This window comes from Salmonirosea aquatica, assembly GCF_009296315.1.
In the GTDB taxonomy this organism is placed as follows: Bacteria; Bacteroidota; Bacteroidia; order Cytophagales; family Spirosomataceae; genus Salmonirosea; species Salmonirosea aquatica.
Window position 1 is genome coordinate 6,494,230 of the sequence record NZ_WHLY01000002.1, and the last position, 18,736, is coordinate 6,512,965.

Sequence of the window (18,736 nt, forward strand, 5' to 3'; positions counted from 1 at the left end):
ATAGATAAAAATAACTTGGGTACCTGGTTTGCTAGTCAGCTTCGTCTATGCTGGCCATGGTCGGCCGACATAGACATAAATAACTGTAAGGTCCAGAATGAAAAAAGAGAATCAGATTTTTAGAACCTATCCAGGCGGAAAGAACGGGCAAGGGGTATTCCACAATATTATAAATGTAATCCGCCCGCATAGTGTATATATGGAATTGTTCGCCGGAAGTGGCGCCATTTTTCAGTACAAGCGCCCAGCCTTGTACAATCTGATCAACGACATTGACCCCGAAGTTTCTGTAAAGTGGCGCGGGTACCAGATAGACGGATACGGCTATGAAGTACTCCAACAGGACGCCACCGAGTTTTTAAGCCGGTACCCCTTCCAGGAATCGGAGAAATACGTAATTTATCTTGATCCACCGTACCCGCGCGCCAGCCGGAAAAGTAGCCGGGATTTGTACCGCTACGAAATGACCGACGCCCAGCACGTCGAACTATTGCAAACTGTACTCAGCCTTTCCGCCCCCCACATTGATTTTGTCATTTCAACCTATCAAAATCCCATATACAGTTATTACCTGAAAGATTGGGAATTGAAGGAATTCCAGGCCCAAACCCGCAAAGGCCCAGCCACGGAACTTTTGTATATGAACTACGAAAATCATTTAGGGTACCTTCATCAATATGATTTCTTAGGAGAAGATTTCACCGACCGCCAGCGGATCAAAAGGAAGATTCACCGTGAAATAAAGAAGTTGTATAATCTGCCCGCTACCGAGCGGAACGCCATTATTCAGGCGGTTCTAACGTGTAGAACATAGATATATAAATCTATGTCGTCGATCCATTCCGTCGACCATAGATAAAAATGACTTGGGCGGATCCGATATCACATAGATCCATTCATCTATGATCGATCGTAAACTGAATTTTTTGTGATCCTCCGGATTAAAGTGACTCGCCGGCGTTCACGTTACCGGGTGCATTCACGTTTGTGATTGCCCGCGGTACTGCATCCCTGGGATGCTCACATTTGTGATTGACCTGGTAACGCAAGAGCCAGGTCAATCACGTTTTTTTTCTGTGATTGCGCCGGCGTGAATGAGCCGCGCGTTTTCACACTTGACAACTCACATTTTACACCGTACCTTTAAATCAAAAAAAAAGTGTGAGTATGCAGCAGCTAACAACAGAGGGCCCGCCACAGTTGGTACTATCCGTTTATTCTGGAATTGGCCTTTTAGATTCCGGTTTTGAGCAAAACGGATTTTGTGTAGTCCGAGGGCCGGAGAAAATAACGGGCGGAGATATTCGCGCGTTTCGGTCGATGCCCGGCGTCTTTTCGGGGGTTATTGGCGGCTCACCCTGCCAGGATTTCAGCCGCGCCCGGCGTACCCCTCCAACCGGCGAAGGCTTGGAACTTTTAGGGGAATATTGCCGGATCGTTCAGGAGTCGTTACCGAATTGGTTTTTACTTGAAAATGTCCCAGGAGTACCGGATATTGAAATAGTAGGGTACCACGTTCAGCGGTTCGACCTCTCCCCTACTCAATTGGGCCACTCACAAAGCCGGTTAAGGCATTTTCAATTTGGGTCAAAACGTGGCCTAATCCTGAACATTCGCCGCAGCGCGTTCACAGGAAAACGCGAACCCTGCTTAACAGCCAGCGAAGGCACCCAAAAAGGACGGCGTACATTTTCCGAGTTTTGCCGGTTGCAGGGTTTACCGCCCGATTTTGATTTACCCGACTTTCATAAAGCCGCCAAGTACAAAGCCGTTAGTAACGGCGTTCATGCCGCCGTCGCTCAGGAAGTAGGCCGCGCCATTTGGGAAGCGACCACAGCTGCCGACCCCATCACCATATATAATGCAAAGGTATGTTTGTGCGGTTGCGGGCGCATTCTGAGCGGAAAGCAGAAAGCAGCAAACGCGACATGCCGGAAGCGCCTACAAAAAAAGCGTGAAGCCGCAGCGCTTTGTAATACTCGATCAGTCACAGCCGTGACCCGTCGACCGCAAACAATACGAGCTCACTCACAGAAGTGAGTGAGCTCGTATTGTTGACCCTGGCCAATTCACAGTTACCAGCTAGAATTTAACAGCAGGGTATTTACCCGAAGCCCCAGCGATTTTAAATAAACCTCCGTAGTAGATAAATGCTGATGCCTTAGAAGTTGCTGTAAACTGACGATATCCACCCCCGCCAGATAGGCATTTACAACGCCGGTATGTTTCCAGGAATAAAGCGTGTAATCCAGGCCCGCCAGCCCACAGGCAGCCAGCGCCACCCGGTGACGCTCATAGGCCGCATTTTCGGCCAGGACACCCGGCCCGCCCAGCGTTAACCCTTTCCCAAAAACCCTACCCCTACCTTTCCCCGACCGCGGCCAAACATGATCAGTCAACACCACCCGGAACGGTTCGACAATGGCCGCAGGTTGCAGCTTTTTGTTTTTGGATACCAAGCCCGGCACCATCACCGCCCGCTGAGTAAGGTTTATATTTTCAAACCGAAGCGCCGCCAGTTCACGCGGACGGATGAAGGCGAAATACAGGAAGCGCGTAAAAACCCATAAATCGAAATCATTGGCCAATAGCCAAGCTTCGATGATTTCCTGATGTTCCGGCAGGAAAGCAATATTTTTGCCGCTGTCCGTTTCTCCTAATTTCTTCGTCTTTACTTTTCCTTTATCGATCCAGCCGCGCCCATCCATCAAATTGAACAAAATCTTAATTTGATTATTGGTATTGTTCACCGTGCGGGCATTGTTACCGAGTACCGTTTGCATATACTCCGTAAAGCGCGCGCCCAGGTTGTCAGGTACCCGAGCCAGGGGCATAGGCTTAATGTCATAGTACGCAAAGAATCCCCGCAGCTTGTTTACAGCACTTTGATAGGTACCTTTTGTTTTCTTTCGAAAGTTGGCCGCATTCAATTTTAGTATTTCATCCAGCGCCGCCAGGACGTCAGCCGGTACCCGCTCTTTAAAGAAATCCGCTTCTTTTTGATCGGTACCCGCTGCAAAGTGCGCGCCCTCATTCAGCAGCTTATTTAATCGATCCACGACAGGCCCCGCCCAGGCCCGCCGCGCCTTATCGGTTTTGTATTTGGCCGGGCATTGTTTCCGCCCGCGCCGTAGTTCGCCCTTATCTACGTCCCAAGCGTACCACTCAATGTACCAATACTTCGAAACGTCGCCGCCCCGATCTTTCAACGAAGCCAGTACAAAAGGGTAGTTGCCGCCCCTACTCATTCCGTAAAGATTTGGTGAATTTGTGAGTACTGCCGTGAGCAGAAAGAAAAAACCCCCTATGGAGATCATAGAGGGCATATAGTGGAGAATATCGGATTGTAGTCCAATAGCCGGGTAACTCATTCTATGCCAATTTAAAAGCTAATGAAATCTAATTTGTGCGTGTGTGAGCGCTATTTTGTGCGCTATTGTGTGGGCGTTTTCCCTCTGTAAATGTCCACCAGGGACGTAAGAAGGCCGTTTTCTTTTTTCAGCATAGTATTTTCTTCCAGGCATTGCGTGAGTTTGGCGGTATAGCCTGCCACGTTTTCCGCTACATAATTTCCGGAGTGGGGTAAAGCATCGGAAAAACCAAAAAAGTACGTCATGGGTACCCCGAAAACCTCACACGCCCGCCGCAGTACAACCGTGTTTAAATCTTTCTTTTTGAAGTAGTTAGCGAAGTTATTCCTTGCTACCCCGAACTTTTCCGCCGCTTGTTCTTGGGTGTAATCCGAGCGATCAAACGCCCGCCGAAGCATAGAGCCAAAATGTACTTCGTTGCTGTTTTTCATGGAATTGTATCGTTTAGTATTGCATTTAATGTAATTATTTTCGTAACATTGTGCTATAAAGTAGTAAAGTGCTACTAGAAAACAATACAAAAACCCACAAACTTATTTTATGGCAACTTTAAAGCAAGTGTACAGCGAAGCGCCCAATTGGGCCAAGAAAGCAGTTAAGAAAGCGCTCAAAGAGCGCCGAGGTATTACCGATCAGGGTTTTTATCACCTGATGAATGGTAAGGGGAAATTTACCGTAGAAGATTTCCGCACGATTTACGATAGCAGTTGCATTGGGTTTCATCACGAAACCGGCTTTTTCTTCGATTACGAAGCCGCCAAGGAAAGAGACGTAACCGAGGACGCCCAAACCGCCGAGGTATTCGGGATGAAGTTATGAAAATTGACATTCCAAAAATCATTGATGAATACCTACGTCAACGTTCCCTTTTGATTGAAAAGGTCACGGCAAAACCTAATCCCTACAATCGGGAGATTGTTGTACTTACTTCCCGCATTGATACCGTTGTAGCTGAATTAATCGATTTAGCGGAGGGTATCGAAACCGTACCAAGTGAGGACGAATCCTAAATTTTTTTTGCCCTGTAATGACATGATAAACAAGGCACTGCCACGAAGAATAAAGCAAATGCCCGCTAGTCGGGCCATGCTTTTACAGTTCGCCCTTACGGCCCGTAACCCTACGGAATACAGCACCCGGAAGTTTTTGGAGCAACTACAATTTAAAGCCTTACCGCGATGGAAGTAGAGAAAATCGATACCAACCTGACGTTGGCTTATGCCACGTACAAAGAGCGTGAACCCAAAGCGATGAAAGCCGCTGAGGATATGGGCAACTATTTGAAGTCCCTGGAAGCCAAACGCCGCGAAGGCTTACACGTAAGCCCCGACCGCCTACCCGGCATGATCCAGTTTTATCGGATTTGCTTTGATGATTTGATAGACTTTGCCAATGCCGCCACGGCTTTAAATGCCGTTTACGAGCAACGTTTGCAAGCCTTGAACTTTCCGACCCGCCCTAACTATGACCCCTATACGGTAGCCAATAAGCCCCCGCGCCTGAGCCTTTTAGAGTCCCAATTTTTAACCCCTGAATTATGCAGTACGAACGATTAGATTTCTCCTACAACTGGAATAATAAATTGGATTGTAAAGCATTTACAACCCTACGTTTATTGAACCCTAAACGCTACTTTATAGGAGCCAAGTTTGAAGTATTTTATAAAAACAAAACCTATGGAATATTTGAAGTTAAGAAGCTTACCCCGTTGACCCCGGAAGGTATTACGGATTTAATCGCGTATCTGGATACAGGATATAACGCGAACGAATGCCGCGACGTCCTGAGAACCATGTACAAGAATAAGCCTAATTTTAATGATAGTACCCCGCTCGCTTATTGCTTATTGGTACAGGTTGTAAAACCGGAAGTTTCCCCAAAAAATCAAGTTCCATTATTTAATTAAATGACTATGGATAAGCAGAGTTTTTTAACCGAATGCGCTAAAAGATATGATCAATTTACAAAGGATGCGAAATCCCCGCCGAGCGTTTATTATTTGGCTCTTAGTAATGAATTAGGTTGCGATATATCCAGCAAAGGGATTCTAAGCGTGAAAGGTGTTATTCATACACGCGAATCAATGGATAATTATTTTCATAAGATTCTAACGGGAGGTTTTGAAGGTTGCTATTTTTTGCCGCCCGTATCAGATAATTAATTCTTTCTTAACCCCTACGCTATGCCTACCCCACAAACAGAGGAATTGCAAAGCCTTACCGAAAACCTGAGCCACACGAAAGGCGAAATAGAACACCTTCAAAAGATTTACAATTTGTTTGGCCAAAACCATTCATTTCTGATTGAAGGCCGTTTGTTTTCGGTCAATGATTGCGCGCCCGGCCTTTGGCTGATTATGTCAAATTTGCAATGGAAATCATTGGAAATTGCCGGACGAATCAAAGCCCTAGAAGCGCTGCAAAGCGAACCCGTTTAATTTTAATTTATTTATTCACTTCTAAATTTTATTTCACTTATGACAAAGGAAGAATTTTTATTTAAAGCTGAAATGCTATACGACCGCTACACCGAAAGGCACGACAACCCCGCCACCGGTTTTGTACTCATACAGATCCATCCTGATGATTCCGTAGTTAATGCCGGGGGACTTGCTACCGTTGAGCAGTTGCAGGAATGTATTTTGTTAATGGAAGGATTTGTATTTAAGTCCATGACAGCCGTTAAAAAAGCCGCCCAGGATGGCGACCCAAAAGGGCTAATTGTTGCAATTGCCTAATCCCTACCCTACCACCTAAAAAGCCCCGGCCAGGGGCTTTTTAGGTTTGATTTCTACTTTTATCATTTACCGCTATCATTATGGATTATTCCAATTATACTACGGTAGAGGGGCGACTAGATCAAATGGTTAACCAAGTGGGGAAAATTGGCCTACATGGTTTAGTATCATTGTTTCTTGAACAGTCCTTCATTATTGCCGAACACGTCGAAGGCTGGAATTTTACTGAGGTAGAAAAGGCAGCCACGCGGGAGCGGGCAGTAAGTACCCTTCTAGCGAAGTCCCTGGATTTGTGGAAAGTGGCCGATAGAATCGAACAGCTTGATTCTGCCGAATTGAAAAAACAAGCCCGGACATTTTAGCCTTTTTACCACCTAAAAAGCCCCCGCCAGGGGCTTTTTAGGTTTGGTTTATCTACGTGTCGACTCTGCAACAGGTACCATAGCAACGCCCTATTTACCATGTCAGAACGTCCGCAAGCGCTGACAATGTGGCATTTGTGCCGAAAGTTTGAAACGTTTTACGTACCATTGCATCCCCTACGCTTTTCCTGCCTGCACCCATGATTGAAAGTATAGCCCTGTTCAAGCCGCATTCCGTGGTAGTATACCAATCCTTTGAAGGCGGACGTACCCAGGAAAACGCCGCCAGCCTGGAAAATTTGGAAAAAGGCGCAAAAGGCGACTACAACGGCTATATGTCGCCCGCCACCCGCCGACAGGTTAAAAAGTACCTGGATAATTGGTTGTTGAGTATGACCATCACCACCACCGGTAAAATAACCCGGAACAGCATTTACCCTACCTTCATCACCTTGACCCTACCCGCCGCCCAGGCGCACGACGACAACGACATAAAACGGAATATGCTAGGGTACTTCATTACGCAGCTAAAACGCTACCACCACGTAAAAAACTACTTTTGGCGCGCCGAACCCCAACAGAATGATAACATTCATTTTCATTTGGTCGTAGACGCCTACATACACCATGCCCAGGTAAAAAAAGCCTGGAATTCGATCTTAGACCAATACGGGTACCTTGAAACCTACCGGCAGAATCTGCGCGAACACTACCGCGCCGGTTTCCAGATCAACGGCCAGGAAGCCAAACAATACATAAAACGCGAAGCCGAAAAACTCACCCGCGCCGGAAAGAAGCCGAACGAAAAAGTACTGTATTGGGCCAGCGTGACCCAGCAGCGCCAGCGCTACGAACGCGGCCAGCGCGACAATTTTAACACCACCCAGCCGAATAGCACCGACATACACAAGTTGAAAAAATTGCGATCCATCACCGCTTATATTTCAAAGTACCTGACCAAAGCCAATGACGTAGATAGCCAGATGAAGGAGAAAGGCCGCGACTTTATGGATAGGAAAATTAACGGTAGAATTTGGGGCTGTTCCGATGATTTGAAAACACTTACCTACCACGCCGAAACCGTCGCCATCGAGGATTTTGATATGAGTACGACCAACGACGAAGTAAAAAATTACCTGGATAAACTAGCCCAGGTACTAAAAGCCGAGGACGTCATAAAAGATGAAAATTTCACCGTGTACCGGCTCAATGTTGAGAATCGAAAGCTGATGCAAGAACACGCCCCCAGCCTACACCACCGCTACCAAACCCACTACAACAACACGTTCTTACAATTATACGGAAGCCTACAAACGTCATTTACTTAACTTCCAAATTCTTACTCCTATGGCTATCAAAAATTTCAAATTCAAAGAAGGGAAAAAGGTACCCTTGCTTTACCTTGGAGAAATCAAACAAGCGTTGATTTTAGAAGTTGGTGAGCGAAAAACTAAGCTATTCTTTAACGGCTCTAACTTTTTGACAGAGTTTACAAACAAGGAATTATTGAATAGATATTTAATGAAGGAGTCAAACTATTTTAAAGGCAAATTCTAAATCCTTACTCCAATGGCTATCAAGAATTTAAGATTCAAAAAAGGGGCTATTATTGAAATTCCGTTAGAAGGCCATTTACACACGTGGCGGAAAGTCAAGGTGTTACTTTCCATGAAAGAAAAGTGCTTTGTAGAAACTCTATTCCCTCACGAAGGGTTTGAGCGTACTACTATGACCCATGATGAACTTTTTATCCTGTACCTGGAAGCATCAGGAGCAAAATTGAAAAGCGCCGCTATTATGGGTATCGTAGCCAGCGGGTTTTGTTTATGTTCTTCCCGAAGGAGTTCTAAATTCTATGAAGAAGTAATGTATAAGTCACTGCAATACGTTGTCAGTAAAGCGCCTTTGAACGCAGGGAAATTAACACTATCATAAAAAATAAATAGACAAATCTTATTTATTGATTTGTTCAATAGTTGTAGTTTATTTATTTGTTTATGAAACTTGAATGCCTCTTTTAATAAAATATTTTTTATACCAATCCTTTAACAGAGTTTTAACCAATTCAAATTGTATATTTTTATTACAGGATAAAATGTAGTTTTAGGAATCGTTCACATCATCCTACGCCCCATGCAAAACAGTACTGACACCGATTTACAAGCCATCCAGAACTTAGCCCGCGAAGCCGACACCATAACCCATTTAGATGAACTGTTTTGCGGGTACCTGCTTTCCCCGGCTTGCGAAGATCACGAACCCAGCCAACGGGCCAACATTTTCGAAACCTACATTTCCCTACGGGATTTCCTTTCACGGCTCACGTCCACCAAGCACAAAGCAAAAGCCCCGGCCATCTGACCGGGGCTTTTTTATTTGATCTCCGAAAATTGTAAAGCGTCCCATCGGGAAAGTACCCACTGTTCACCGTGTTTATTATAGCTTACCAGCATCCGGGCATAGAACCTTTCTCCGGTAGCCTGATCTTGTAGCGTCATGGCCAAAGTCTTTTCCTGGTAATTATCCCGTACCTGTTCATTCTCCACTTCTACGCTTTTGTATTCCGCCAGGGAAGCAAATACCCATTGCTTTTTTACTTTCGCCAATGCGCCCTGATGCCAATAGCTGACGGACTGATTCAGTAAATCTTGTTTGATCTGATCAACCGTAATTGATTTTTTCGCCGGTACCGGGGGTTTGGCTTTTGGCCGTTCAGCCGGTTCATTCTTTTTTGTTGCAAGCTGATTTTTCAATAACTCGTTTTGCTCTTTCAAAAGCCTAATCTGTTCGGCTTCTTCGGTTGATTTTTCAGTAGAGCAAGCGGCCAGCAGCAGGAACCCAAGTAATAGCGTAGCGTATTTTTTCATAATGGTGTAAGCGATTGAGTGAAAGGAAAAACAAATAAAGTATTTTTCTTCAGTCAGCTACCCAACAAAAAAGCCCTGACCATTTGGCCAGGGCTTTTTTATGTGGGAGTAGGTACCCTACTTTTTGGCAATCACAGCCGTATACCCTACCCGTATATCCAACACGCCGCCGCCGATGATTGCGCTCAGTCCGTCCGTCCGTACCGTATTCCCGGTTTGATAGGTCGTATAAACCCCGCTGACGTCCTGCCAGGGTGCAAGATTGATTTTTCCCTTTTGGGTTATCCGTATCTGATTGGTACCCGTACCCACCACTTCAAACGTCACCATTCCAGCCGGAAGGCTTGAAACCTTATCGTTTACGGTCACGGTCTGCGCGGTGTAAATGCCATCCGGCACCACTGCCGAGGGTTTCGGATCGTTGCCCCCACACCCAAGCGCCACCAGCGCCAGCACTCCAAAAAATAGCTTTTTCATAATCTTGTCAGGTTTGTTTACTGCCAAATAGGAAAAAAAAACGGACAATCAAAAAATATTTTTTTGGGTGTAGCATCCCTGCAATATGGGTGCAAAAAGGTTCGTACAAGCTGTATTTAAGGGTGCGTTTTGTGGGGCTACACGCTATGAACGCTTGACTAGTGGGGTGTTTTGATAATTTGTAATGCTAAACGTTGCACAATTGAAATAAACCGTATATACTTGCATCTGCAATTATGGCAGTATAACGGTAAATATGGCAGACTACATAACAAATCGGCAAAACGGACAGGGAACGTACTACTACCCGGACGGATCGGCCGTACCTGTCAACATTTCATCAAAGCCGTTAGACTTGCCGGTATTCCTTACCCGCTCCTACGGGCCGCGCAACGCTGACGGAAGCGTCGATAATACCCTAAGCATTGCGTTCGATCAGATCAGAACGCTAGGGTACGCGCCGGTTTTGGGTACCCTGCCGAATGCCGCCCCGATCTTTAACCCCAATACCCAACAGTATGAACTGAGCCTAAATGTTACTTACCGTCCTGAGTACTTCGCTCAGGCTGCCAGCGCCTACCAGGGTACCACCTCCGAGGAACGGAAAGCTTTCCTAATCGATCAGCTTTCCAAATTGGTACAAAGCTGGAATCAATACGCCGAGGAAATCGCATTTCTTCAAACCCAGGCCGCCCAGGCCAACGGAAACAGCAGCGTAGCCGCGTGGGCTGCCACCGTGGGCGGTGTGGCCATTGCCACGGCCAACCCCTACGCCGTGGGAGCCGGGGCCGTGCTGACCGCCGCCAGCATCGTACTAGGATTCATTAAAAAGCGCCAGGACAGCCAGCAACTAAAAACGCTTCAACTGCGCGCCGAATACGTCGCCGCCGAAGCCGCTCAGATAGCCGCCTACCATGCGACCTACTCCAAAGAATTGAAAGGTTCACCCCTGGCCGCTCTGCTTATCGGGGGCGTCGGACTCTATGCCGCCTATCATTACGACCTACTCTAACTATGCCCGAATTCTTTTTCATACGTCGTTCCAATCCCACCACGCCGGTAATCGGTAGCAATCCTGTTATTAACGTCAATCCGACTATTGTTAGCAGCCCTACCCTGGTCATTAATCCCACGGTCAATAGTCCACTGTACCCCAATCCCTACGCGCTGAATCCTGCCGTAATTGTTGACAGTGATCCGGGACTCACCAGCGACCCCGCGCCGATTGTCACCACCACGCCCACCGGCCAAACCCTGACGCAAACCGAAACGGAACGCAACTCCAAAGTTTTCGCGTATAGTGGGCTTATCTCCTACGTTTCGGGCCGAAGTGGCCAGGATTGGGAAACCCTACGCGCCATCCTGAGCCGGGAATATACCCGCCTGATTGATAGCCCTACGGTAAGCGTTGAGGACATAAATTATATAAAAGCCGTCACGCAAAATCTGGATGCCTACGCCAAAGGGTACCCCCTGGCCTTGCTAGTCGGTGAGTTGGTTGACGCCCTCATACGCGGGTACGAGCCTACCCAGGCTTTACAATTCGCAAAAAACGCCGTCGACGGAAACCAGTACATAACCACACCCGGCGACCCCGCGCCCATCCAGGGAACCGACGCCACGCCCACCGGCACCCCAAGCACCAAAGTAGAGTACGGCAAAATAGCCGCTACCGTGATCATAGGATTTTTATTCAAGCAAGCCGTCGAATCCTTATGAGCAAGAAACGTAAAGGCATAAGCAATCAAGATTTGATGATAGCCGGGGCCGTGGGAGCCGGGGCGTACGTCCTGAGCAAAGCCCGCGCCGCCAGTAACCTGGACGTTACGCCCGGACTACCCAAGCAACTACGGGTAAGTTTGGGCCAGGGCCAACTAACGTTTTTGTTGCCCCTCAATTTCTGGAACCGCACGGCGACGAATATTAATATTCAATCGCTCGACCTTACCGTAAGCATCAACACCGCCACCGTAGGCCGGGCGTATCGGTACGAAAAATTCAGGATCAACCCCAGCGGACAAACCCAGGCCGACGCTATTGTAAATATTCAGTTGCTCGACCTAATCAGCATCATTCCCGAAATCCGGGATTTAGTGCAGGGTAAAACGATACAATTCAACTTCAACGGATTTGTAAAAGCCGAGTTGCTAAACTTCCCGGTTCAATTCTCCCAAAGTATCAAAATCCCTAGAATCATATAAATATGCCGTATTCAGTCTATGGGGTTGACCCTATCCTAATCAGTCAGGCCGCGCAGCAAGCCCAGGCCGGCACCACTCCCAAAAGCGGGAACGTAATCACCACGATTAGCAGCGCTATAAGTGGCATTGCTGTACCCCTACTGACCGCCTTGTTTCCGGGCGGTATCAAAGGCAACGGCAGTATTACCCCTTCGTACGGTTCCGTTCCGTACGACCCTAACCAATACCGCAGCAACAGCAGCAGCGGCCTACTGGATAATATACCGTTGTTGGCCCTGGCTGCCGTGGCTGCCTACTTCCTATTTTTTCGGAAGAAAAAACGAAAGCGTAACTAAATAATTTTCAAACCAATAACCCCCAATTTTTCACTTTTCACTATTTCAAAATCTATTAGCTATGGCCGAAATTAAAATTTTAACCAACGTCGGTACCATCACCGGAAACAACGGAGTAGGCAACGTCTACGCCGCCAGTGAAAGCACCGAAACCAGCAAGCCCAAAATTCTGCTTTTGCCTGAACTGGTAGGCAGTGATGTAAAGTACCGGTACCTAACGCGCGACGCCATGCGCAACTGGCTCAACAGCGGTAACGCTTCTATCTCAACGGATTTGAACCTGGAACTTTTCAGCAACAAAACCAACTGGGATTTTGTCGACGCTGACGGCTTCATCGTAGAGGATGCCATTGTAGACGAAACCGGAATCGAGCGCATTTTCAGCGGTCAAAACCTGTACTCGATCAAAGGAGTAGGAGCCACGAACGCCGAAATTGCCGCCATCCGGGTAAGCGTAAGCGGAGCATCCGAAACAGGCGGAAGCGCTACGACGACCACAACGACCGGCACCGGCACCGCCGCCACCAAAGGCATTATGGACTACTTTAATGAGTTCATTTCCGACCCGTTCAGTTTCATTACCAATAACCCGCTGATTGCCGCCATGATTGGTTTGGGTGTTTGGTATTTCTTCTTCCGTAAGAAAACGAAGGCGCGCCGCCGCCGCTAGGTAATAACCCCGACGCCCGGAAGCGTAAGCGCCGCCCCTACTAGGCCAGTTTCCAACCGTGAACGCCCTGGCTATTCCGTAGCCAGGGCAATCACACCAACCCCCAACGAATCACTTTTTTTTAACTCTTAAATTCCAAAATTATGCGCAAGCCAAAAATGGGCAAATTGCCGAAAAAACCTAAGCTGACGGCCAGCCCCGAGCAAAAGAAAAAGTACCTCTCAAAGGTTGCGTCCATCAAAAAGGACTATAACAAGAAAATGAGCGAGTACAAAAATCTATGGCCCTGAGTGCCAAGATTGCCAAAGTATAGCCGCCCGCTACCATCCATCCAGAGCAAGCCCGCCAAACCGGGCTTGCTTTTCCTAAATCACTTTACCCCTACTACGCAACATGGATACGACACAGCAAGCAAGCGACTTTTTGAAACAGGAAAACATGGCTTTCTGGCAACTATGGAAAGGTACCAGTAAGGTAAGCGAGTGCGAAAAAGACAACAACCCCACCGCCGACCCAGCCACCGCCCAGGAGCATTTTAAAAACGTCCTGGAACTACTGCCGCCCAACAGCTACCGCCTATCGGTATACCGCAACGCCAGCGGCCAGCGGAGCGCCAACAACTTTGAATTTACCAAAGCCGGAGCCGCCGCCCAGCAAGCCGGGGGGCTTTCAAGTGTAAGCAGTTTGCGCGAACAAATGCGCGCCGAACTCATGCAAGAATTCCGTATGAAAGAAATGGAAGATAAAATCAAAAAGCTGGAAGAAAATCAAAACAAGCTTTTTGAAATCCTGGAAGATTTGACGGACGGCGACGGCAACAATGATTTTGCCCAAAGTCTGATTAAGGAATTTGCATTGGGAGCCATCAAGAATAAAACCGCCGCGCCGGTTGTGATCAATCAGATTCCCCGCGCCAGTGGCGGATTTAACAACCTCTAAACACCTACGTACTTTTTAAAACGCTTACACAACGGAACCAATGGAAAAGGACTTACTACAACTTTTGAAAGATTTTGGCCGCGCCTACGATGAAGTACTAGGTACCGAGGACACCATAAAACTAATTGAAGCCCTGACCGAATTTGTAACAAACAACCCGGATGCAGTGCTACAACTGCAAACCGAAATCCACGACAATAACGCATTTTTTGCCCGCCTGTTGACCAGGGAAGGCGTTGACGAAGCCCGCGCCGCCATTGCCCTATTTTCCAAGTTTAACACGGTCAAAAACCCGATGCAGCTATTCAAGCAAAAAGCCAGTCTATGAAGAATTTAACCGCCGCCGCCGCCCTGGCCAGCCAAGTAGACAAAAAGACCGTCGCCAACGTCGGTAAAGTCTTGGTTGCTATTGCCCTCTATCTATTATTGCGATCCAGCGCCCGCAAGCGTTTGGCCCAAAATGAATATGATAAAGTCGTAGCGGGCAACGGGGAGCGGTCAACCCCGCCAATATAGCGCTGCAATTCCGGCAAGCGCTCAGACCGTGGGGATTCTCATTTTTAGGCATCGACGGCGGCACCGATGAAGATACGCTTTACTATCTGGCCGGGGTTTGCCGGGGCAACGTCTGGTCTGAGGTTACAGCCAGTTATCGGACACTTTACAAAAGCGAACTCATACAGGACATAAGCGACGACGCCAACCCCGAAGTTTTCGCCAAGTTTGTAGCCATCCTGCAAGGCAATGCCGCCCTACCACGCCCACCGGGGGAGGTGCCACCACCGGCAAAGGCTACACCGCCGAAACCATCCGACGTACTCCGCTCTTATCCGCCAGCGATAGCAGCCAAACCGTTACGACGTTGCCGCTGGGTACCAAAACTGAATTTAAGTACTACACCATAGCCAAAAGCGGGGGCGTAGAAACTCAGTACGTTCTGGTCACTTATCGGAACTGGATCGGGTACCCCACGGACGGATATATTAAGCGGGCCGACGTCCGCGTATACGCAAACTAAAATACTATGGGAACGACCTCACAAAGCGGAATTGATTTTATAGCCCTGGAAGAAAACGCGCCGTTGTTTTCCAAGCCTGACAGCTTTTTAACCCCTGCCTATAAGGACACCAACGGCCCCGCCATCGGGTACGGTTGCACCTTCTACGAGGACGGTAGTAAAATCCAGTACGGCCAGCAGATCACCAAAAAAAGGGCTGATCAACTCTTATTGTACCACGTACGACTAAACGAAGGGTACCTAAATAGCTACCTGAACGGGAAAAATATCCGCCTGACGGTTCCCCAATTTGACGCCGTGGTTTCGTTCGTGTACAACGCCGGGCCGGGCAACTTTTTGAAGTCGCAGCTATGGCAGCAAATACAGGTAAATCCCAACGACCTGAACGCCATCGAAGCCGCCTTTAAATCCTGGCCCTACAACGCCAACCGCCGATTGAAGGAAGCCCAGGCGTACGGCCAGCCGGTTTTTAGGAGTGAGGTAACAACCAACATTGCCGGAATCGGGGCGATCCTGTTAGCCCTGGCGGGCGGCTACCTCATAAACGAAAGCCGTCAATGATATGCCCGATAAAGTCACAGCCTTTGAACGGCTTTTAGATTTTGCCATAGGCGGGGGCGCGCTGGAAGGTATCCGGTATATATTTTCCAAAAAAAAGAACGATGCCGAAACGGACAACATCGTGTCTGATAACTGGAAAAAGTACGCGGAACATTTGGAAGGCGGTTTAATCTGCTTATGGAGCAACACGAAATTTTGACGAAAAAGTACAACGAACTCGAACGCAAGTATCAAGAGCTAAACTTAGAAGTCCATGGCAAAAGTAATTCTAACCGCAGGCCACGCCGTAGTTAACGGCATAGGTACCGGGCCAAAGTGCCAGGGTTTGACGAAGCCATCGAAGCCGTAATACTTCGTAATGCCATCGCTACGCGGTTGATTGAACGGGGCGTCAACGTGTACGTCGACCAGAACGACACCACCAACGCCGAAACGTGGAGCAAAATCAAGGAAATCGCTCACTTTGAAGATGTTCTTTTGGATTTGCATTTTAACGCCGCCAGCCCCCAGGCCACCGGCACCGAGGTATTTTATAAAACCTCACGCTTTTTGCAGCCCCAACCGACCGCCGCCAAACTGAGCGCCAGCGTTGCCGATGCCCTACGGATAAAAGACAGGGGAGCCAAGAACGAAAGCCAGAGCCAACACAACCGTTTAGGCGTGTTGCATCTGAACCCGGAACGTAGCTTTTTGCTGGAAACGTGCTTTATCACGAACCCCGGCGACGTCCGAGAATACCGGTACTATTTTCCGATGTAGTGCATAATGTTACTGAATTTCTGGCCGAAGAAAGCACCCGCAAAGCATGAAATGGAATGTAAAGGGTACTTCGTGGAGCGTGTTGCTATTGGGTAGTATCATCCTGTTTGGAGCCGGATACTTTGCCCGCCGATACCAGGAGCGCCCGCGCCACGCCGTCCAGGAATTGACCGCCGAGCGCGCCGCCCATATTGATAAAATCAGATCCATCGATCAACAGCTAATAACTGAATATGCGAAACTTGATAGCCTGTATAGTAGCCGCCCTGCTGACCCTGACAGCGCCGCCCGCGCACTCTTGGAACGCTACCGCGCAGCCGGATACCTTGACACCTACGGAAGTCCGCCAGTTGACCAGCCTAACGCCGCAGATCATCAAAGAACTGAAAATATGCGACGAAGCCGCCAGATTAACGGCTTGTTGAATGCCAAAATTCAAACCCTGATTGCGGAAACCAGCCGCCAGGAAACCGAAATAAACGACGCCCAGCAGGGACTAAAAGAGGAAACCGCCCGCCGTTCTGTCATGGAACGGCGGGCCAAACGCCGGGGAAACGTCGTACTAGTCGAAACCTTAGTAATAGCCGCCGCCATCGTAACCAAATTTTTCTATGAATAACCTCACGACCCAAGTAAACCTAATCGGAGTAGCCGCCGCCTACTTTACGTGGAAATACGGCAAAGCGGCCAAATGGAAGTACCCCGCCGTGGGTGCCGCCATCGCGTATTTGTTAATGACCAAACTCGTAAAATAATGGGTACCAGTCAGAAGCGTTTGCAGTCGGTTTTGAAAGATATGCCCTATGAGAGCATTCAGGACTTTATAGCCATCCTGCAACCTACGTTTAGCCTGGAATCTTTTAAACGGTTTGGCGACCCCAACAACCTAACGCCCGGATTGCGCCGGTTTTGGATCAAGAAAACGGCCAAAGGCATTGACCTAGCCGCCGCCGAGTTAAAGGAGTTTTCCGGAAGCAACCGCGACGAAGACACCTTAATACAGGACATTCTAGAATTTGCCCAGCAGTACGACACGAACGCCAAGCTACAAGCCTACGTACGCCGCCGCGTGAAGGAAGGCCAGAGCGCCCGCAGTACCTACGAGCGCCAGAAAATAAAGGACGTCGACACCTTCGTGAAAAAACGGATTGCGTACCCTACGCGCCGACACCTTTAAAAAGGAACTGGCCGAAGTAGCCGCCAACCCGCGTTTTTACTTTGGGCCGTTGCTCGAAATTCCGGAATCGGAAGGTAGTTTTTGGGCATTGACCGACGACCAGCAAACCAAGTTTGCTACCCAAGCCCTACAACTATTGAAGGGTAAGAAGCTGAAAGGCAAGAAAGGCCGCGCCCAAAACGCGCCGATTAAATTGGACGCCGCCTTTAAAATGGAACGTTTGGCCCGCGTCGCTCAGTACCGCGCCCAACAGGCCAGCGGGATCGTAGAACTTGCCAAAGAAATGCAGCGCAGTTTGCGCAATCCCAAGAGCGCCGCCAGGGATGCCAAGCGAACGAGTAAAAAGGTATTCCCCGCGACCGAAGCCGGTTTACTGGCGTGGGCTGCCAACCCTGCAAGGGGGATATTTTAGGCGTCGCGGATAACAACCAAGTACCAATACCAATCTATTAGCCATGAAAGAATTTATTTTGATTGCCTTCGCTCACTTCGTTTTATTCCAAATCATTTTTGGAATCGTCTTGCTGGATGCTGTGCTAGGTATCACGCGCGCCCTGATCAAACGGGAGTTCAAGTACGGGTACCTGACCCAATACCTATACAAGCTTTTAGCCTATACCGCTGTACTCATTGCCGGGAATCTGGTAGAATATGCCAGCCAGCTAACCGGGCATACGATGGAGTTAATCGGAATCATACCGGTATTTGTCACGATTGCGACGGCGGAACTTGGCAGCCTGAAAAAGAAATTCCAATCTGTAACCCCCGCGCCCGATGAAGCCTAACACTATTTTGATAGCCGTGTTCGTCTTTCTGGTTTTGCGATCCAGGCGAACCGCCACCCTGACCGGCACCGGCTACCCACCGCCGCCGACTTTGACGCCCTTAATAAGTTGGTCGTTCATCAAGCCGCCGTAATCAAGATTTACAGGAAGATTCGGCCACTCTGATTGAACGCCTCAATCAATCACCTTTTGCTATATGAAACGCCTTGTAATACTCGCCCTACTCTTTGGCAGCCTGACCGCCCAGGCGCAAATTTCCGCGCCCGCCGTAAAGGATACCATTACCAAAATACTACCCGACAGCCGCCCGCGCGTCGTAACGCCCGCTAGTATCCGGCAGGCTATATTTCAGGTAGTGGATTTTGCCGACACACTGACCGGGGGTACCAGGGCCACAAGGCCCGCAGGGGTAGCCGGGCCGCAGGGCAACCGGGGCGCAAGGTATTCAGGGCCGCAAGGGCCGCAGGAATACAGGGG

Annotated in this window: 36 protein-coding genes; 32 read left to right on the plus strand and 4 right to left on the minus strand. The window is 48.5% G+C overall.

The annotated features are described in order from the left end of the window. The first annotated feature begins 97 nt into the window (after nt 1-97). Together GBK04_RS28310 and GBK04_RS28315 are read left to right on the plus strand one after the other, a co-directional pair. Entirely contained in the window at nt 98-814 is a 717-nt protein-coding gene (locus GBK04_RS28310) for a DNA adenine methylase (RefSeq protein ID WP_152756095.1), read from the plus strand. Nucleotides 815-1,167: 353 nt separating this feature from the next. Next, on the plus strand, nt 1,168-2,040 hold the full coding sequence (locus GBK04_RS28315) for a DNA cytosine methyltransferase (RefSeq protein WP_152756097.1): 873 nt from the start codon (nt 1,168-1,170) through the stop codon (nt 2,038-2,040). 35 nt (nt 2,041-2,075) lie between these two features. Here the strand turns inward: GBK04_RS28315 and GBK04_RS28320 are convergent, their stop codons facing one another. After that, nucleotides 2,076-3,317 carry a tyrosine-type recombinase/integrase gene (locus GBK04_RS28320; protein ID WP_373330597.1) on the minus strand — a complete coding sequence of 414 codons (1,242 nt, stop codon included), beginning with the start codon at nt 3,315-3,317 and terminating at the stop codon, nt 2,076-2,078. Between the two features lie 116 nt (nt 3,318-3,433). After that, the gene (locus GBK04_RS28325; RefSeq protein ID WP_152765634.1) at nt 3,434-3,802 is read right to left on the minus strand and encodes a helix-turn-helix domain-containing protein; all 369 of its coding nucleotides are present in this window, start codon (nt 3,800-3,802) and stop codon (nt 3,434-3,436) included. A 109-nt stretch (nt 3,803-3,911) separates the two neighbouring features. On the opposite strand from GBK04_RS28325, the gene GBK04_RS28330 reads away from it, so the two are divergent. The 12 genes from GBK04_RS28330 to GBK04_RS28385 all read left to right on the plus strand — a co-directional run bounded on the left by GBK04_RS28330 (nt 3,912) and on the right by GBK04_RS28385 (nt 8,831). Continuing rightward, entirely contained in the window at nt 3,912-4,190 is a 279-nt protein-coding gene (locus GBK04_RS28330) for a hypothetical protein (RefSeq protein WP_152765636.1), read from the plus strand. Then, nucleotides 4,187-4,381 (plus strand): hypothetical protein, encoded by a 195-nt coding sequence (locus GBK04_RS28335; protein WP_152765637.1) that lies wholly within the window; start codon nt 4,187-4,189, stop codon nt 4,379-4,381. Before GBK04_RS28330 ends, GBK04_RS28335 begins: the two co-directional genes overlap by 4 nt. Nucleotides 4,382-4,549: 168 nt before the next feature. Beyond that, nucleotides 4,550-4,927 carry a hypothetical protein gene (locus tag GBK04_RS28340; RefSeq protein ID WP_152765638.1) on the plus strand — a complete coding sequence of 126 codons (378 nt, stop codon included), beginning with the start codon at nt 4,550-4,552 and terminating at the stop codon, nt 4,925-4,927. Then, nucleotides 4,909-5,277 (plus strand): ASCH domain-containing protein, encoded by a 369-nt coding sequence (locus GBK04_RS28345; RefSeq protein ID WP_152765640.1) that lies wholly within the window; start codon nt 4,909-4,911, stop codon nt 5,275-5,277. The genes GBK04_RS28340 and GBK04_RS28345 overlap by 19 nt, the downstream gene beginning before the upstream one ends. 6 nt (nt 5,278-5,283) lie before the next feature. Then, entirely contained in the window at nt 5,284-5,532 is a 249-nt protein-coding gene (locus tag GBK04_RS28350) for a hypothetical protein (RefSeq protein WP_152765641.1), read from the plus strand. 21 nt (nt 5,533-5,553) lie between these two features. Further along, entirely contained in the window at nt 5,554-5,808 is a 255-nt protein-coding gene (locus tag GBK04_RS28355) for a hypothetical protein (protein ID WP_152765642.1), read from the plus strand. Nucleotides 5,809-5,847: 39 nt separating this feature from the next. Then, nucleotides 5,848-6,108 (plus strand): hypothetical protein, encoded by a 261-nt coding sequence (locus GBK04_RS28360; protein ID WP_152765644.1) that lies wholly within the window; start codon nt 5,848-5,850, stop codon nt 6,106-6,108. 80 nt (nt 6,109-6,188) lie between these two features. Next, nucleotides 6,189-6,470 (plus strand): hypothetical protein, encoded by a 282-nt coding sequence (locus GBK04_RS28365; protein WP_152765645.1) that lies wholly within the window; start codon nt 6,189-6,191, stop codon nt 6,468-6,470. Between the two features lie 200 nt (nt 6,471-6,670). Further along, nucleotides 6,671-7,798, plus strand: a complete 1,128-nt coding sequence (locus GBK04_RS28370; RefSeq protein ID WP_152765646.1) for a rolling circle replication-associated protein — start codon at nt 6,671-6,673, stop codon at nt 7,796-7,798. Nucleotides 7,799-7,817: 19 nt separating this feature from the next. Then, a complete protein-coding gene (locus tag GBK04_RS28375; protein WP_152765647.1) occupies nt 7,818-8,027 on the plus strand; it encodes a hypothetical protein in 210 nt (69 codons plus the stop codon). A 12-nt stretch (nt 8,028-8,039) separates the two neighbouring features. Continuing rightward, nucleotides 8,040-8,405 (plus strand): hypothetical protein, encoded by a 366-nt coding sequence (locus GBK04_RS28380; RefSeq protein WP_152765649.1) that lies wholly within the window; start codon nt 8,040-8,042, stop codon nt 8,403-8,405. 198 nt (nt 8,406-8,603) lie between these two features. Continuing rightward, the gene (locus GBK04_RS28385; RefSeq protein WP_152765650.1) at nt 8,604-8,831 is read left to right on the plus strand and encodes a hypothetical protein; all 228 of its coding nucleotides are present in this window, start codon (nt 8,604-8,606) and stop codon (nt 8,829-8,831) included. A gap of 11 nt (nt 8,832-8,842) precedes the next feature. Here GBK04_RS28385 and GBK04_RS28390 read toward each other — a convergent pair whose 3' ends face one another. Then, on the minus strand, nt 8,843-9,337 hold the full coding sequence (locus GBK04_RS28390) for a hypothetical protein (protein WP_152765653.1): 495 nt from the start codon (nt 9,335-9,337) through the stop codon (nt 8,843-8,845). A 117-nt stretch (nt 9,338-9,454) separates the two neighbouring features. Further along, a complete protein-coding gene (locus GBK04_RS31310; protein ID WP_373331429.1) occupies nt 9,455-9,814 on the minus strand; it encodes a hypothetical protein in 360 nt (119 codons plus the stop codon). A 256-nt stretch (nt 9,815-10,070) separates the two neighbouring features. Here GBK04_RS31310 and GBK04_RS28400 point away from each other — a divergent pair, with 256 nt between their 5' ends. The 18 genes from GBK04_RS28400 to GBK04_RS28475 all read left to right on the plus strand — a co-directional run. Continuing rightward, complete coding sequence (locus GBK04_RS28400; RefSeq protein ID WP_152765658.1) at nt 10,071-10,826, plus strand: hypothetical protein; 756 nt, start codon at nt 10,071-10,073, stop codon at nt 10,824-10,826. 2 nt (nt 10,827-10,828) lie between these two features. Further along, complete coding sequence (locus GBK04_RS28405) at nt 10,829-11,533, plus strand: hypothetical protein (protein WP_152765660.1); 705 nt, start codon at nt 10,829-10,831, stop codon at nt 11,531-11,533. Next, nucleotides 11,530-12,015, plus strand: a complete 486-nt coding sequence (locus GBK04_RS28410; RefSeq protein WP_152765662.1) for a hypothetical protein — start codon at nt 11,530-11,532, stop codon at nt 12,013-12,015. The genes GBK04_RS28405 and GBK04_RS28410 overlap by 4 nt, the downstream gene beginning before the upstream one ends. A 2-nt stretch (nt 12,016-12,017) precedes the next feature. After that, a complete protein-coding gene (locus GBK04_RS28415) occupies nt 12,018-12,350 on the plus strand; it encodes a hypothetical protein (RefSeq protein ID WP_152765665.1) in 333 nt (110 codons plus the stop codon). A 61-nt stretch (nt 12,351-12,411) separates the two neighbouring features. Further along, nucleotides 12,412-13,020: a hypothetical protein gene (locus GBK04_RS28420; protein ID WP_152765668.1), complete on the plus strand. Its 609-nt coding sequence runs from the start codon at nt 12,412-12,414 to the stop codon at nt 13,018-13,020. 143 nt (nt 13,021-13,163) lie between these two features. Continuing rightward, a complete protein-coding gene (locus tag GBK04_RS31315; protein WP_373330594.1) occupies nt 13,164-13,310 on the plus strand; it encodes a hypothetical protein in 147 nt (48 codons plus the stop codon). Nucleotides 13,311-13,413: 103 nt separating this feature from the next. Next, complete coding sequence (locus tag GBK04_RS28425) at nt 13,414-13,959, plus strand: hypothetical protein (protein ID WP_152765671.1); 546 nt, start codon at nt 13,414-13,416, stop codon at nt 13,957-13,959. A gap of 40 nt (nt 13,960-13,999) precedes the next feature. After that, nucleotides 14,000-14,287, plus strand: a complete 288-nt coding sequence (locus tag GBK04_RS28430) for a hypothetical protein (protein ID WP_152765674.1) — start codon at nt 14,000-14,002, stop codon at nt 14,285-14,287. Beyond that, entirely contained in the window at nt 14,284-14,475 is a 192-nt protein-coding gene (locus GBK04_RS28435; protein ID WP_152765699.1) for a hypothetical protein, read from the plus strand. The genes GBK04_RS28430 and GBK04_RS28435 overlap by 4 nt, the downstream gene beginning before the upstream one ends. Nucleotides 14,476-14,983: 508 nt before the next feature. Then, nucleotides 14,984-15,538: a lysozyme gene (locus tag GBK04_RS28440; protein WP_152765680.1), complete on the plus strand. Its 555-nt coding sequence runs from the start codon at nt 14,984-14,986 to the stop codon at nt 15,536-15,538. 1 nt (nt 15,539) lies between these two features. Then, nucleotides 15,540-15,737: a hypothetical protein gene (locus tag GBK04_RS28445; protein ID WP_152765702.1), complete on the plus strand. Its 198-nt coding sequence runs from the start codon at nt 15,540-15,542 to the stop codon at nt 15,735-15,737. A gap of 116 nt (nt 15,738-15,853) precedes the next feature. After that, nucleotides 15,854-16,297 (plus strand): N-acetylmuramoyl-L-alanine amidase, encoded by a 444-nt coding sequence (locus tag GBK04_RS28450; RefSeq protein ID WP_152765705.1) that lies wholly within the window; start codon nt 15,854-15,856, stop codon nt 16,295-16,297. 46 nt (nt 16,298-16,343) lie between these two features. Beyond that, on the plus strand, nt 16,344-16,916 hold the full coding sequence (locus tag GBK04_RS28455; protein WP_152765708.1) for a hypothetical protein: 573 nt from the start codon (nt 16,344-16,346) through the stop codon (nt 16,914-16,916). Continuing rightward, nucleotides 16,909-17,052, plus strand: coding sequence for a hypothetical protein (locus GBK04_RS31320; protein ID WP_373331432.1), 144 nt, complete (start codon nt 16,909-16,911; stop codon nt 17,050-17,052). Before GBK04_RS28455 ends, GBK04_RS31320 begins: the two co-directional genes overlap by 8 nt. Next, on the plus strand, nt 17,052-17,474 hold the full coding sequence (locus GBK04_RS28460) for a hypothetical protein (RefSeq protein WP_152765710.1): 423 nt from the start codon (nt 17,052-17,054) through the stop codon (nt 17,472-17,474). Before GBK04_RS31320 ends, GBK04_RS28460 begins: the two co-directional genes overlap by 1 nt. Beyond that, nucleotides 17,446-17,886, plus strand: a complete 441-nt coding sequence (locus GBK04_RS28465) for a hypothetical protein (protein ID WP_152765713.1) — start codon at nt 17,446-17,448, stop codon at nt 17,884-17,886. Before GBK04_RS28460 ends, GBK04_RS28465 begins: the two co-directional genes overlap by 29 nt. A gap of 43 nt (nt 17,887-17,929) precedes the next feature. Beyond that, entirely contained in the window at nt 17,930-18,259 is a 330-nt protein-coding gene (locus tag GBK04_RS28470; protein WP_152756075.1) for a hypothetical protein, read from the plus strand. A gap of 196 nt (nt 18,260-18,455) precedes the next feature. Then, nucleotides 18,456-18,736 (plus strand): hypothetical protein (locus GBK04_RS28475; RefSeq protein WP_152765715.1); only part of this gene is annotated, 281 nt, incomplete at its 3' end.

What these genes read in the sequence shown, in the direction of transcription:
- GBK04_RS28375 (WP_152765647.1), top strand. Translation starts at nt 7,818, where the DNA reads ATGGCTATCAAAAATTTCAAATTCAAAGAAGGGAAAAAGGTACCCTTG.
- GBK04_RS28410 (WP_152765662.1), top strand. Translation starts at nt 11,530, where the DNA reads ATGAGCAAGAAACGTAAAGGCATAAGCAATCAAGATTTGATGATAGCC.
- GBK04_RS28420 (WP_152765668.1), top strand. Translation starts at nt 12,412, where the DNA reads ATGGCCGAAATTAAAATTTTAACCAACGTCGGTACCATCACCGGAAAC.
- GBK04_RS28415 (WP_152765665.1), top strand. Translation starts at nt 12,018, where the DNA reads ATGCCGTATTCAGTCTATGGGGTTGACCCTATCCTAATCAGTCAGGCC.
- GBK04_RS28380 (WP_152765649.1), top strand. Translation starts at nt 8,040, where the DNA reads ATGGCTATCAAGAATTTAAGATTCAAAAAAGGGGCTATTATTGAAATT.
- GBK04_RS28355 (WP_152765642.1), top strand. Translation starts at nt 5,554, where the DNA reads ATGCCTACCCCACAAACAGAGGAATTGCAAAGCCTTACCGAAAACCTG.
- GBK04_RS28405 (WP_152765660.1), top strand. Translation starts at nt 10,829, where the DNA reads ATGCCCGAATTCTTTTTCATACGTCGTTCCAATCCCACCACGCCGGTA.
- GBK04_RS28315 (WP_152756097.1), top strand. Translation starts at nt 1,168, where the DNA reads ATGCAGCAGCTAACAACAGAGGGCCCGCCACAGTTGGTACTATCCGTT.
- GBK04_RS28310 (WP_152756095.1), top strand. Translation starts at nt 98, where the DNA reads ATGAAAAAAGAGAATCAGATTTTTAGAACCTATCCAGGCGGAAAGAAC.
- GBK04_RS28345 (WP_152765640.1), top strand. Translation starts at nt 4,909, where the DNA reads ATGCAGTACGAACGATTAGATTTCTCCTACAACTGGAATAATAAATTG.
- GBK04_RS28470 (WP_152756075.1), top strand. Translation starts at nt 17,930, where the DNA reads ATGAAAGAATTTATTTTGATTGCCTTCGCTCACTTCGTTTTATTCCAA.
- GBK04_RS28330 (WP_152765636.1), top strand. Translation starts at nt 3,912, where the DNA reads ATGGCAACTTTAAAGCAAGTGTACAGCGAAGCGCCCAATTGGGCCAAG.
- GBK04_RS28340 (WP_152765638.1), top strand. Translation starts at nt 4,550, where the DNA reads ATGGAAGTAGAGAAAATCGATACCAACCTGACGTTGGCTTATGCCACG.
- GBK04_RS28385 (WP_152765650.1), top strand. Translation starts at nt 8,604, where the DNA reads ATGCAAAACAGTACTGACACCGATTTACAAGCCATCCAGAACTTAGCC.
- GBK04_RS28445 (WP_152765702.1), top strand. Translation starts at nt 15,540, where the DNA reads ATGCCCGATAAAGTCACAGCCTTTGAACGGCTTTTAGATTTTGCCATA.
- GBK04_RS28430 (WP_152765674.1), top strand. Translation starts at nt 14,000, where the DNA reads ATGGAAAAGGACTTACTACAACTTTTGAAAGATTTTGGCCGCGCCTAC.
- GBK04_RS28335 (WP_152765637.1), top strand. Translation starts at nt 4,187, where the DNA reads ATGAAAATTGACATTCCAAAAATCATTGATGAATACCTACGTCAACGT.
- GBK04_RS28350 (WP_152765641.1), top strand. Translation starts at nt 5,284, where the DNA reads ATGGATAAGCAGAGTTTTTTAACCGAATGCGCTAAAAGATATGATCAA.
- GBK04_RS28460 (WP_152765710.1), top strand. Translation starts at nt 17,052, where the DNA reads ATGGGTACCAGTCAGAAGCGTTTGCAGTCGGTTTTGAAAGATATGCCC.
- GBK04_RS28390 (WP_152765653.1), bottom strand. Translation starts at nt 9,337, where the DNA reads ATGAAAAAATACGCTACGCTATTACTTGGGTTCCTGCTGCTGGCCGCT.
- GBK04_RS28455 (WP_152765708.1), top strand. Translation starts at nt 16,344, where the DNA reads ATGAAATGGAATGTAAAGGGTACTTCGTGGAGCGTGTTGCTATTGGGT.
- GBK04_RS28440 (WP_152765680.1), top strand. Translation starts at nt 14,984, where the DNA reads ATGGGAACGACCTCACAAAGCGGAATTGATTTTATAGCCCTGGAAGAA.
- GBK04_RS28320 (WP_373330597.1), bottom strand. Translation starts at nt 3,317, where the DNA reads ATGATCTCCATAGGGGGTTTTTTCTTTCTGCTCACGGCAGTACTCACA.
- GBK04_RS28360 (WP_152765644.1), top strand. Translation starts at nt 5,848, where the DNA reads ATGACAAAGGAAGAATTTTTATTTAAAGCTGAAATGCTATACGACCGC.
- GBK04_RS28365 (WP_152765645.1), top strand. Translation starts at nt 6,189, where the DNA reads ATGGATTATTCCAATTATACTACGGTAGAGGGGCGACTAGATCAAATG.
- GBK04_RS28425 (WP_152765671.1), top strand. Translation starts at nt 13,414, where the DNA reads ATGGATACGACACAGCAAGCAAGCGACTTTTTGAAACAGGAAAACATG.
- GBK04_RS31315 (WP_373330594.1), top strand. Translation starts at nt 13,164, where the DNA reads ATGCGCAAGCCAAAAATGGGCAAATTGCCGAAAAAACCTAAGCTGACG.
- GBK04_RS31310 (WP_373331429.1), bottom strand. Translation starts at nt 9,814, where the DNA reads ATGAAAAAGCTATTTTTTGGAGTGCTGGCGCTGGTGGCGCTTGGGTGT.
- GBK04_RS31320 (WP_373331432.1), top strand. Translation starts at nt 16,909, where the DNA reads ATGAATAACCTCACGACCCAAGTAAACCTAATCGGAGTAGCCGCCGCC.
- GBK04_RS28325 (WP_152765634.1), bottom strand. Translation starts at nt 3,802, where the DNA reads ATGAAAAACAGCAACGAAGTACATTTTGGCTCTATGCTTCGGCGGGCG.
- GBK04_RS28400 (WP_152765658.1), top strand. Translation starts at nt 10,071, where the DNA reads ATGGCAGACTACATAACAAATCGGCAAAACGGACAGGGAACGTACTAC.
- GBK04_RS28435 (WP_152765699.1), top strand. Translation starts at nt 14,284, where the DNA reads ATGAAGAATTTAACCGCCGCCGCCGCCCTGGCCAGCCAAGTAGACAAA.
- GBK04_RS28370 (WP_152765646.1), top strand. Translation starts at nt 6,671, where the DNA reads ATGATTGAAAGTATAGCCCTGTTCAAGCCGCATTCCGTGGTAGTATAC.